This is a genomic window from Chlorogloeopsis sp. ULAP01 (assembly GCF_030381805.1).
Classification (GTDB): domain Bacteria; phylum Cyanobacteriota; class Cyanobacteriia; order Cyanobacteriales; family Nostocaceae; genus Chlorogloeopsis.
In genome coordinates this window covers 555,389-568,057 of record NZ_JAUDRH010000001.1, presented here as the reverse complement: position 1 = coordinate 568,057, position 12,669 = coordinate 555,389, and the positions used below count along the sequence as shown (strand labels likewise).

Annotated in this window: 9 protein-coding genes; 3 read left to right on the top strand and 6 right to left on the bottom strand. The window is 41.9% G+C overall.

Annotated elements, in window-relative coordinates; all coding sequences use genetic code 11:
* Window positions 1–428: 428 nt before the first annotated feature.
* Window positions 429–1,574: an extracellular solute-binding protein gene (locus QUB80_RS02480; RefSeq protein ID WP_289787901.1), complete on the bottom strand. Its 1,146-nt coding sequence runs from the start codon at window positions 1,572–1,574 to the stop codon at window positions 429–431.
* Between the two features lie 902 nt (window positions 1,575–2,476).
* On the opposite strand from QUB80_RS02480, the gene QUB80_RS02475 reads away from it, so the two are divergent.
* Complete coding sequence (locus QUB80_RS02475) at window positions 2,477–2,854, top strand: hypothetical protein (protein WP_289787900.1); 378 nt, start codon at window positions 2,477–2,479, stop codon at window positions 2,852–2,854.
* Window positions 2,855–2,897: 43 nt separating this feature from the next.
* On the opposite strand, the gene QUB80_RS02470 is transcribed toward QUB80_RS02475, so the two are convergent.
* Genes QUB80_RS02470 through QUB80_RS02460 form a run of 3 tightly spaced genes read right to left on the bottom strand, consistent with a single transcriptional unit; the run spans window position 2,898 to window position 5,589 of the window.
* Window positions 2,898–4,115 (bottom strand): nicotinate-nucleotide--dimethylbenzimidazole phosphoribosyltransferase, encoded by a 1,218-nt coding sequence (locus tag QUB80_RS02470; protein ID WP_289787899.1) that lies wholly within the window; start codon window positions 4,113–4,115, stop codon window positions 2,898–2,900.
* Between the two features lie 27 nt (window positions 4,116–4,142).
* Complete coding sequence (locus QUB80_RS02465) at window positions 4,143–4,880, bottom strand: DUF2232 domain-containing protein (RefSeq protein WP_289787898.1); 738 nt, start codon at window positions 4,878–4,880, stop codon at window positions 4,143–4,145.
* A gap of 10 nt (window positions 4,881–4,890) precedes the next feature.
* A complete protein-coding gene (locus QUB80_RS02460; RefSeq protein WP_289787897.1) occupies window positions 4,891–5,589 on the bottom strand; it encodes a Crp/Fnr family transcriptional regulator in 699 nt (232 codons plus the stop codon).
* A gap of 806 nt (window positions 5,590–6,395) precedes the next feature.
* Between QUB80_RS02460 and QUB80_RS02455 the strand changes: the two genes are divergently transcribed.
* Together QUB80_RS02455 and QUB80_RS02450 are read left to right on the top strand one after the other, a co-directional pair.
* Complete coding sequence (locus QUB80_RS02455; protein WP_289787896.1) at window positions 6,396–10,520, top strand: acetate and sugar kinases/Hsc70/actin family protein; 4,125 nt, start codon at window positions 6,396–6,398, stop codon at window positions 10,518–10,520.
* 176 nt (window positions 10,521–10,696) lie between these two features.
* Window positions 10,697–12,019 (top strand): APC family permease, encoded by a 1,323-nt coding sequence (locus QUB80_RS02450; RefSeq protein WP_289787895.1) that lies wholly within the window; start codon window positions 10,697–10,699, stop codon window positions 12,017–12,019.
* 108 nt (window positions 12,020–12,127) lie between these two features.
* Here QUB80_RS02450 and QUB80_RS02445 read toward each other — a convergent pair whose 3' ends face one another.
* Complete coding sequence (locus QUB80_RS02445; RefSeq protein WP_289787894.1) at window positions 12,128–12,433, bottom strand: PadR family transcriptional regulator; 306 nt, start codon at window positions 12,431–12,433, stop codon at window positions 12,128–12,130.
* Between the two features lie 54 nt (window positions 12,434–12,487).
* The gene (locus QUB80_RS02440) at window positions 12,488–12,652 is read right to left on the bottom strand and encodes a hypothetical protein (RefSeq protein WP_289787893.1); all 165 of its coding nucleotides are present in this window, start codon (window positions 12,650–12,652) and stop codon (window positions 12,488–12,490) included.
* Between the last annotated feature and the right edge of the window lie 17 nt (window positions 12,653–12,669).

The following is a 12,669-nucleotide window of genomic DNA, read 5'->3' as shown; positions in this document are numbered from 1 at the left end:
CAAGTGCTGCAAGATTTTAACAGGTTAAATCGCTTGGGTATCTATAATACACAAGTAATTTTTATTACTTTGTCTTTTAATGCAAATATATCTATATAATATTTACGAGTAAATTATATTACATACTCAAGTAAGCGTAAAATTACTTATAATCCCTGATTCATCACTTGCACCTATATGTATTTCATTGTGATCTTCTTAATCACTCGTAATTGGCATCAGCTAGAAACTAATGCTTGAACAAAGCTATTTACTGAATACAGTGTCTAACTCACCAATTACGTATAAGGTGAAGAGAAAAATAAATCTATCGATTAAGAGTAACAGAGCCTAGAGACTCTAGTTCTCATTACCAGGTTCAACCTGGTAACGAGGAATCACAATCCCTGTTTCCCGTTACTTCCCAATCCCCTATACCCAATCAAGACTCATCCTCTAATTTTGTTAAATAAAGACTCGTACTTAGCAGTTACATCGGGTGGTAAGGGAAGTAAAAATTCGCTTTTGGCAAAAATTTCGTTATTGTTTCTGAGCAAATTACGTAATGCTGCTTGGAGATTAGAATATTCAATTTTTGGAGAAATCGGTGAATTTGTTCTAGCGAGCAGAGAAATTTGTTCAGCTATGTTTGGTAACCAACAAAAATCGATCCATTGGTATGCTAAGTTTTCATTTGTAGCACTTGCTGGTCTTACCCACACATCTGCCCACAATGCTGTTCCTGATTGGGGAGTAACTGCGGCAAGTTGAGGATAACGTCCAATTACTGGTAATACATCATTTGACCATCCAACCGCCAGCCAAGTATCTCCTATGATTAGAGGTTCTAAATATCTTGTGGAGCTATAAAGCTTAACCTGTTGATTGAGAGCGCTTAATTCTTGTTCCAAGTTGGGAATGCTTTCCAAATTTTGCGTGTTGTAAGATGCTCCCAGCTTCTTTAGCACTAGTCCTATTACTTCCCGTGGCTGGTTGAGTACAGAAATGCGATCGCGTAGTTCGCGTCGCCATAAGTCGCTCCAATCTGTCGGTATCCAACCCAATTCTCGAAATTTATCGCGATCGTAAACAATCACCGTGCTACCCCAACGGTAAGGAGCCGCCCAAATCCTTCCTTGAGGATCTGGGTAACCTTGCTCGTTGCGTGTTACTAATTCCTGCCAGCGTTGAGGTAAAGTAGGCCATTGTTTGAGCTGTCCTACTTCTAGTGGTTGAATTAGTTTTTGCTCGATTGCTGTTTTTAGCCAATAATCTCCTAAAGTCACCAAATCAGCAGCAGTATTTGCTGATGCTCCTAAAGGCAGGGGGAGATTCCATTTTTTCTCGGAATTGGTTTTAGATTGATTATGCCAAGTTTGTAATTCTTGGTATAAATCCCGTAACTGTTCTACAGGGGCAAAATTTAGTTGTGCCTTTTGCTGCAAAGCTCGTCGGAATTTATCAACTACCTGAGCGGGGATAGAGCCTCTTAAAAGTTGAACAGTTAATGTCTCCTGGTTGTTGTTAGTGCATCCAAGCAGTGACTGCAGCAGTACTAGTGTAATACTGCTTTGCAAAAAAGACCGTCTATACATTGATTTGAGATTTTAGTTTATCACTCATACTATTTAACCAAATTGCCTGATTCCCCTTGCTACTGACCAAACAACGCCATAACCAGTCTAATTAAGAAGATTTCTGTAAGCAACAACCATAGGTTATTGAGATTAAGATACACGCTTACTCACTAATCTTTTATATTTTAGGATTCTTTAAATCAGACACATTCTTGAAGTCTTAAAAGAGCATCAAGCAGCAGTGGCTAGAATTATAGACTTTCTAAGGTACTGTGGGCAGAAAACTGTCTTAAAAACAATTATTTTCACTATATTTCAGAATAATCAGCTTTTTTATAAGTATTTTTCCTTGAATTTATGATTTAATTTATCCCACTCAAAATAATCAGCCAAAATCGCTGTATTTACATAGGCATAATTACTGTCATCTGTCTGAAGTTAAGCGCCAGAGACTACAAAAGAGATTTTTCGTCACGAGTATTGCGCGATATGAGTTATATGGGTGTTTACTTAGTTAATTCTTACCTTGGCCAGAAGTCACTAAGTCTCTAGCTGTAAATATTCTTGTTTGATAATTTGTCAAAATTTAGTGATATCTAAGTTGATAAATTACCATTAGCAGCTTTAACCATTAGCTTTGCCAAGCTTGAGTATACTTGATGAGTTTTTCTTCGATATACTGCTAAAAACTAAAGACAATTAAGGTAAAGCATGGTTTTTTTGAAAAAACTCCGAGAAAGTAAATTTTCTCAATGCTAAAATTGAGTAAGGCTATAGGCAATATTTAGAAATGTTACCAATTGATTAATTAAATGTTCAATCCTAAAAAATAATATTAAAAATTAAAAAAATCATAAGTATATTTAACGTTGCCAGTAAATTGAATAACATAGAGAAAAATAAGCGGACGAGGGTATTAAATGGAGCCATTACAAAAGCAAGTCCTGACATTGAGTTATAAACTGGATGCCCTCTACCAAGTGATTGAGCAGCTTGATAATAAAGTATCTCAAGCTTTATCGACGTGCTGCTTGGAAACAACACACGAGGATAGAGATAATGTTCTAGAAAATGTTGAGACTGGCCGCTTACAGTTTAAAGCACAATTTAGTCTTAACCCGGAGATGGAACACAAAGATGTAATAGCAGACGGTATTTATCCAGACTCGAATCTTCAGGGAGGAGACAAGCAAATCACGCCGGAAATTCAAATCCAAAGACTGACAGCACAGTTAACGGCAGCATACAATCGGATTGCTGCTCTAGAAGAGCAATTACTACTCAAAAGAATTCACTAATAAACTCATTAGTCAATCTTCCACAAATGATGTTGTGTTAACCCTAGACTACTGAACTATAAAGTTGAAATAAACCTTTAAGTTGAGCTTCAATGGCTTTTAAAAGTTGATGTTGCTGCCTATCGTAAGTAAGATGAGCGGCGATGCAAGCTCCTCCAGCCCCCAGCCCTTCTTTTACAAAACCCTGTTCATAGGCTTGAAGTTGGGGGTAAACAGAATTAGCAAAACTTAATTGAGTGGCTAGTAAGGGCGGAGGAGCACCGCCCAATTTTATGCTGTGTTCACCCACTAGCTGGGCTAAATCTACAGTACCTCCTGTCGGATCTTCTGCTACCCAACGCGTTGTACCGATGACTACTGCTTCTGGGTGCCAGGGTAAATTATAAGCTTGAGCGATCGCACTCGTGAGGGCGTATACTGCCAGCATTTGTGTGCCACCAGCAAGCATAACGCCACAACTGCGGCTGAGAGCGATCGCCATTCCTGCTGCGACAACTTGCATGGGATCACCCACCGCCGCTACAAGTTGGAGAGGATCTATTAGGGGTGTAGGAGTGGAGGGGTGTAAGGGTGTAGGGGAAATAAAGTGGTTGGTAGTTAGTTGTTTATTACTCCTGTGCTCCCTCATCTTCTCCAAACCTGCCTGTACTACTGCCCACTTTTGTGCGTGGTTACAAACGGGGTGGCTGCTGTTGACTTTTCCCACTGCATTTATGCCCAAACCCGTTAGGATTGCCAAAGCAGTTGTCGTTCCGCCGACAACACACTCACCCAAGACTAGGTAGCCTTTTTGAATTTTGTTAGCTAGGCGATCGCCCCACAAAAGTCCTTGTTCTAGCAAGTTGTGTACCATTGCTAGTTCCATTGCATTAGCGTGACTTAAGCACCGGGCTGGAGAACCGCCCAAATCAATTACTGGCACAGCAGGGGGCTGAGGCAAACCAGCATTAAATAAATAAATTGGTATATTGAATTCCTCCACCACCGCACGGGTAATTAACACTGGAGATGCACCAGCAATCAGAGGTGGTAGGGGATATTGGGGTTTTTTTTCTGTACCGTAGTAGAGAAATTCGGCATCAGCAACTGCTGTGTATTTGCGATCCTCAATCGTGCGCCCGGCTGCGGATATTCCGGGAATTAAACAAGTGTCAGTAAATCCTAAAATGCAAGCAAATACGGGCGAGCAATCACGATACCGAGCGAGCCATTCCTTTCCCTGTTGGGTTTGGGTATAAATACGAATTAAGTCATTAGTCATTAGCTTAAGACAAAGGAAAAATGACCATTACTCATAATCCATCAAAACTTGTACCCAGCGTGGTGGGCGGGGAATGGGGTTGCCTAAGCGATCCAAGAGCAACCATGCTGCCAGATGTACGACGAATAGGTAAATAAAGTTGTTGAATATGATAAGAGCGATCGCTCCTAGATTAATCGTATACACACTAGGAGATGAGAGTATGCCCAGCCTGAGGAATAACCACTCAATCATATCTGTCACTTGGTTAATCACATAAACCCAAAGGTCTTCTCCTGACAACAAAGACAAAAGCCACAACCGAAAAAATACTCCTACAGTACCCAATATTGCACCCAAGCTAATTGAAACAATCCAGGGAACGCGACGATGCCAAGTTGCTCCTAAAAGTACTCCCATAAAGCCAAAGGGCATAACAAATAGTGAACTACGGACAGGCCCCATTAATACCGATAGCAGCAAACCACAAGTGACTGCTGCCATCCACGCTGCTCTTTGTCCCCAACGCAGGTAAACTAGAGCGATCGGTACTGGGAAAAAGATCCGCAACACCGGGCCTAAAGGAAAATAGAAATTAATAAACCAAATTAAGCTAGCAGCACTGGCTAAAAATGCTGTTTCCACCATTCTCAAGGGTGCATCTAGCTTTAATTGGGGTTGTCTTAAATGATTTTGTTTATCTGGATATGGAGGAGTTACAGAGTTGTAGGGTTGGGAGTTGGGACGTTCTTCTGGCTCATCGGTTGGAGAATCTATAATGCTCATATTAAAGAAGCTAAACAATCATTCTTTCTAAAGCTGACACATCTGGGATACAAATGACTTCTTGATCCCGCTTGATCAACCCTTTCTTTTCTAGTCTTGTCAAAACTCTTGTCACTGTTTCCCGTGCCAGTCCGCTTAAGCTACTTAACTCCCGATGAGGTAAATTAGGAATTTCTGTTCCCGTTTCTCCTTTTTTCCCTTGTCCCTCTGCCAAAAATAATAACGTATCTGCTACACGCGATTGGCTATCAGATTCTCGTAAACGCAGTCGTCGATTAACCTGCCGCAACCGCCGTGCCATTAATTGTGCCAATCTTACCCCTGCCAAAGGTTCTGTCTGAATTAATTTGAGAAAATCTTGAGCAGGCATACTGCCAATCACAGTCGCAGTCAAAGTAATCACGTCAGTGGAGCGAGGCACTTCGTCGAGTGCAGCCATTTCGCCAAATAATTCTCCTTTGCCAATAATATTTAGCGTGACTTCTTTACCTTCTAAATTATAAGTACGAATTTTTACCCATCCCTCAATAATAAAATATACAGACCCTCCCCAGTCATTTTCTAGCAGGATCACTTGATTGGCTGGGTGAGTGCGAGTAACCAGATGAGCGAAGGCTATTTCTATAGCGCTTCCGGGCAATCCTTGAAAAAAGGGAGCCGATAAAATCCAGGGATTGGCGGGTGTCTGGACGCTATGCCGATCTTCCATTACGAAATCTAATTGATAAACGCTGCAATAAACACAACAAACAAAAGCGCCATTCTCAACCTCAGTACAATTCGTCGTGAATCGGAGTCAGAAAACAATAGTGCCGATCGCTCTGGATAAACAGTTAGACTTCAGGCTACTCCCAAACCCCTTTTCATGATCACGTGTACTAAACTATCAAAGCACAAGCCCTTTCCAAGATAAAACTAAACTATATTACACAATCAAGTGACAAGAGGATTCTCAACTATTTTTACCTGGTAATAAAAACTAGGTAAAAATTTGGGTGGGTGTTTCACCCGCTTTCGGAACTGGTACAAGATATATGGCTGGCTACCTATACTGCAACCATGATGACCGGAGTACAGGCAAGTTATATCAATCATACTCAAGCTCCTAAAATTTTGCTAAGGCTGTTTTCAGCTATTGCTAAAATTTGTAGCAATCATGCCTATCGCCGAAATTAACTGTCTGTTGTAAAATATTTCGTTTTAGTAACTTATTGAAAATAATTCTGGAACTTTTGGAAAATTAGGTTGACGTTGGTTTTTTAGCTCAAATTTTACAAAGGGTACAGATAGTCGCACTTAACTGACCAGTTTAACAAGAGGTTGAAAATTAAAAATAATGCATAAGTTTTGGTTTTTTAGTACCGTGTAAACACCGAGCAGATTTCTTGGGAGTTGCGAACTCAGTGGCGATCGCCCACGAGATTGGAACGCTCAACTGATGCATAACATCATGACAGTAGTAATAAAGTAATTTCTGCAATATCAGACGTACAGTTTTAGCGAAGGTAAATTAAAGTGACTTCCCGCACAACTGAAATTCAAACATTGATCGCAGACATTGATAGTTTACTAACTAACAAACGCCTCTCAAAGCTTCTCTCTAGCGAAGGAGAACAACCAAGACAGGTTTTAGAAAGAGTTCGTAATTTTCTTGTGAGTTACACGGAAACTGAGGCGGAAGTAGGTAGCCCAGAAAACCAAGAGCAAAATCAGCAACCGCGACTGCTGTCACCTTTACTAGCAAGATTTGTGGTTAAAAATAATCACTCTTCTTTATCGCGGCACAAGCAAGCCAACCAAGAGAGAGAAGATGTGAACTCTACCGAGACGAACGTATTTTCGTCATTGCTGGCACCATTACAAGCAGAAATACAAGGGCTTTTACAAGAGCGGGCAAGCCTTGTTCAGGAAATTAGGCAGCTAGAACAAAGACGGTTACAAAGCTACTCCCTTGCCCAGCAGTTGGCGAACCAAGAACAAATCATTACAGATTTTTTACAGGCAGTAACAAATCGACTGGGGGGCAATTTCCAGCCTCAGAAGTCGCCAACTTTGGCTAATTCCCCACAGGAGCAATGGCTCGCCCTTGGTGCTGCTGGTTCATCTGCGGCAAATAACAAAGGTGAACTAGAACAAGTATCATCTTCTGGTGAATCTTTATTAGAGTCACAAGATCAGCTGGCGCGGTTAACACGTCTTGCGAATGAATTGGATCGACGGCTACTTGCCCTTGACGGCAGTGTAAATGTGGTGTTTGAGTCACTACAGCGCAATATTCACACCTATAATGAGTCTTTGTCTCAGGCATTGGCAAGAATGTATAGTAAGGGGCTGCAAGGAGAACAGTTATTGACGGGCTTAATCAATAATTTTGCCCAGCAGGCGCAGCTACAAATCAGTTCTCAGGAACCGTTTACTATTGATATTCATAAAGAAACTTTATCTGCCAATCTCAGAAGTCTGGAGGCGGGTAATACAATTTCGGAATCTACACTAGAAGATAGTTCAACTGCATTTACCAGTAATTTCCCAGCAACCGACTCTGTGCTCAGTGAGGATAATTTAGGGACAGAGTTAGAGCAAGATGAGCAAAACACGCCGGATACTACTAATGTCACTACTAATGAAGTAGAGCCGGAGAACTCTGTGTCAATCCGCGATGAAGTAGAGCAACTTTATGCCAGTTTGTTTGGCACTGAAATTGCAGTTAACTCTGAAACTTCTTCTGAGGAAGCCAATACTGAAATCCCAAATGATAAGATAACTTTTGATGAAACTCCTGCAAGCAATCAACCAACCTCAGAATTTGTTCCTCAAGAAGTAATTCTTGAAAAGATAGATGCTCCAGAGGAATCATCTGTTGATGAAATTACTGGGAATAATCAGCAAATATCAGAGTTGTTTCATCAAGAAGTAACTGTTGAAAAGACAGATGTGCCAGAAGAATTTCTTGTTGATGAAACTGGTACTATCAGTCAGCAGGAATCAGAATTTGTTCCTCAAGAAGTAGTTTTTGAAGCCCCCAATCTTCCAGATGAATTATCTAGTGATTTTTTGAATACTGATGAAATTCGGCCCTCAGATACCAGCGACGAATTTCAATTACCAGATTCTATTCTTAGTGGCTCAGATCCCTGGTTTGATGAACCGGATGCTGGTCTTTTAGATTCAGGTAATACCAACGTCATAAATACACAAAATACATCCGAAGTTGTCAGAGAACAATTATTAGATTTATCAAATAAGATGACATTTGCGGAGGATACACAAACTTCATCTGTATCACCAGACGAGTCAATTAGTGTTGATCCAACTACAAATGTTGGTACTAATGAGCAGTTATCTGAAATAGAATTGCTAGAAATTTCGGCAAGTACACAACCAATTCCCATAACCGAAGAAAGAGAGATTTCCTCAGATGACTATATTGTGGCATCACCACAAGAAAATTTACTGGCACAAGCAGAAAATCAGAATCTAGCTGTACCAGAAATTTCCTTGGATCGAGAGCAGTTGCAGCAATTGGATCTAGATTTAGCTAATTTTGATGAACAAAATAATTTAGAACAGCAGGTTGCAAAAAATTTAGAATCTCAAGAAACAGATGAGGGACAACTTGCTACTACTTTTTCGAGTACGCAGTTAGCTGAAACTGAAAAAAATGAAGAGAAAACAGATTCTTCAAAAATTATTTTGTCTTCTGATTCTAACTTTGGAAATCTTACAGAATCTAAGTATAATACTCGAAATTCGGCCTGGTATCTCGGTATTGATTTGGGTACAACGGGGATTTCTGCGGTACTGTTGAATCGCTCCACGGCAGAAATGTATCCTCTATATTGGTCAGCACAAAACCAACCAGAAGCAATTTCTAACACAAAAGCATTTCGTTTACCAGCAGAAGTTTATTTGCCGCCAACGGCTTATTCTGGACATCATCTAGAAACAGAAACTAAACAAGCACAGGAGCGGGCTAATGCTAGTAATGCACCTGCTGTGACACAAAATCTTTTTTCTGCACAGTTAAAACCTTATTTACACATCGCCCTCCCTTACAGAAACGAACGGCAAAAATGGGAACCAGTATTGCAATTCAATGAAGTTGCGATGATTCCTTTGGTTTGGGTCACGCGATCGCTCTCAAAATTGTTGTTGACGTTAAAATCTGATCCTAGCAGCACAACTCTCGGTTTAACTGCATCGGCTGCTGGTTTAGATCAACAAATCTTACATCATGCGATTGATAATATTGCTGGTGTGATCTGCACCTGTCCTTGGAATTGGACGGAACAATATCGTTTTAATATCCGCGAAGCCTTACTAATTAGTAAAATTGTCCAGCATCCTCAACAAGTGTTTTTTGTCGAGGAAACGATCGCCTGTTTACTTTCAGAACTCGATGGTGCCAACGGTGAAGTCGTCAAATTAAGTGAGAGTCCAGTTCCTCATGCTGCTAAAATCAGCGATCGCCCTGTGGTTGGTAACACTCTGGTAATTAATATTGGGGTATCGGCAACAGAAATGGCATTGGTTGATTTGCCAGAAAACCTGGAAGATTTAACCCACGATAATTTTATGCTCCACGGTTTTGCTTATGCAGCTAAGGGAATAGAGCAAGACATCATCTGTCAATTACTGTTGTCAACAAAATGGCGACAACCAATCACCTCCAACCAAGACAATGGCAATGCCACAAGCGGTAATGCCTGGAACTGGCAACCAGCTGTTTATGGTGTGGAGCAAATGAGTTTTGCAGATTTAGGATTAGAATCCTTGAATTTACCGCGCCCTGGTGAACCGGATGTTGGCGATCGCATCCGCCTTCAGCAACGGCTCGAAAGCTCTTTACTTGGTAAGGCAGTTTTGGATGCAGCCATAGCCTTAAAGTTAATTTTGCAACACCAAGAATCTTTCAGCATGGAATTATCAGATCAGCGTTGGAACCTACAGCGACGGGATTTAGAAAGCCATGTATTCGTTCCATTTGTCCGTCGCCTTAACCGTGAACTCAACAAGTTATTAGTAGCAAAAGGTATACCTACAGAAGCAGTTCAGCAAGCAATCCTGACTGGTGGCACAGCTAATTTGGGTGCAGTTTCTCGTTGGCTGCGGCAAAAACTCCCCAATGCGAGAATTATTCAAGATGCGTACATGGATGAAAATGGCAGCCCGATTTGTAGCCGGGTAGCCTATGGTTTAGCAATGCTGCCTCTACATCCGCAGGTTTTAGAAGTACCCAAGCAACAGTACACCGATTATTTCCTGTTTACAGAGTTGTTGCGCCTGATTCCAGAGCGAGCCGTATCTTTAAATGATGTGATCGAATTATTTGAGACTCGTGGCATCAATACTCGTAGCTGTCAGCAACGCCTACTAGCTTTTTTAGAAGGTGAACTACCTCCTGGTTTTCTACCTAATGGCACCGCTTATAACTGGCTTGCCCAAATTTCTAGAGAGAATTTAGATTATAAGGCGATCGCAGAAGCACCACTTTTTGAAAAACAAGGCAACTTTATCTATCGTCCTAATTCCACACAATTGCATTCTCTACGTCGTTATCTGGATATCATCAAAGTCAGTACTCAGCAATCGCTGGAGGAACCCTACACGGTGAATTTTGCCTTAGGGGTAGTGCGTTAGTGGAAGAAGAACTGGGGACTAGGGATGAGAAATGACAAACCTAGTACCCAATACCCAAATTTGTCGTTTCTGTATATCGATTTTCGATAACGAAAAACTATACATCAGTAAGAATCTCTGTTACGATGCTGTTGAGCAGTCAGCTCGGTAAAACAGTCGGAATTTATAAGGATTGTATGGCTTCTCAACCACACCAATCTCTCAAGCGGCAGCTAGGTATTCCAGGGGCGATCGCTCTGGGTTTAGGCTCCATTGTAGGCACAGGTGTATTTGTCAGTATTGGGTTGGCGGCGGGAATAGCAGGCCCCGCCATGCTGATTGCCGTTGCCATTGGAGCATTGGTTGCTACTTGTAATGGATTGAACAGTGCTCAACTGGCAACAAATCATCCTGTGAGTGGGGGTGCCTACGAATACGGCTACCGTTATCTCAATCCTTGGTTGGGATTTACAGCAGGTTGGATGTTTTTAATTGCCAAATCCGCCTCTGCTGCCACAGCAGCATTAGGCTTTGCTGGATATGTGCTAAATTTATTCGGTTTGTCTGACCGTTCATTGCTGGTTCCCACTGCGTTGGGGGCTGTTGTCATTCTCACTGGTCTGATTTTAACGGGCATTAAGCGCTCCAATGTAATTAATATCGGCATTGTGTCAGTTACAATCTTCTCGCTAGTCTTTTTTGTACTAGCAGGTTTACCCCTTGCGATCGCAGAAGGTGCTACGAACTTTACGCCATTTTTTCAGAGTGGAACAGAGGGAGGAACGAATACAGCAATTGGATCTGTGTTCCACGCTGCCGCTTTGATGTTTGTGGCTTATACAGGTTATGGGCGTATTGCGACCTTGGGGGAAGAAATTCGTGAACCTCGGCGTACAATTCCGAGAGCGATGATCACAACATTGATTATAACCATGTTGCTCTATACAGGAGTGGCTGTAGTTGGCATTGGCTCTGTAGGGGCGGATACTTTGGGCAGTGTCACCCGCCAAGAGGTAGCACCATTAGAAGTGGCGGCTCGTAATTTCGCTGTGCCGGGTAGTTCTATCATTATGGCTGTGGGGGCTGTGACTGCAACCCTGGGAGTCTTGCTCAATCTGATTTTAGGTTTATCTCGTGTGCTGTTTGCAATGGGTCGCCGCCGTGATCTGCCAAGGGTAGTTGCCCGATTAAATCAGTCTACAACACCCTATATTGCAGTCATCATTATGGGAGTTGCGATCGCAGCCATTGTGCTAATTGGAGATGTGCGAATCACCTGGTCATTTAGTGCATTTACAGTATTGGTGTATTACGCACTGACTGATTTATCCGCACTACAAATTCCTGACTCGGATCGATTATATCCCCGATGGATTGCCTGGGTTGGTTTATGTGCGTGCCTGTTTCTGGCTTTTTGGGTTGAGCAGCAGATCTGGTTGATGGGATTGGGGCTGATCGCCGTTGGGCTAGTGTGGCGATGGGTGATGCAAAATCTATCTGCCTATTCTGCTGAAGATTGATACAAGAGTGGGGCTTAAATGAGATGGATGCCCTGATTTCCCGTCGAGCAAGCAAAATGTCTGCTAAATTTGGTCTCAATCAAAATAGCAAAACATAGTAATCTTTTATTACTCTTCCTCAAACAATTCACCAAAAAGCTCTTTTACCTTTTCCTTCGCTTCATCTAGCATAGCTTTACCTTGAGGAGTTGCCCGGTAATATTTCCGCAATTGCCGCCCCGATCGCTCCTCTACAGAAGATAGGTAGCCCTTGCTCTCCATGTCATGCAGCATTGGGTAGAGGGTTCCAGCACTGAGTTTATAGCCGTGGCGTGCCAGTTCTTCAATAATACCTAGTCCAAAAATTGGTTCTTGAACTGCATGATGCAGAATGTGAAGTCGAATCAAGCTAGAGTAAAACTCTCGTCCATCCATCGGGCAATGTTTTTGTCACATTTAAAATTTCATTTTCGCCTATATGGCGCTAGGCTATTGTTGGGTTGCCGTACCAAAATCCTCTACTCTTGAAGGGATATCAACACCGACAGTAGTGTGGGTAGTTTTGTACGTACTTCGTAATACAATCACCACTTGAAGGTGTTCACCCTGGGGCGATCGCCTTTTTGTAGATTCATAAAGAAGTGTCTTTCCCAACCCATACTAAAGCGGAG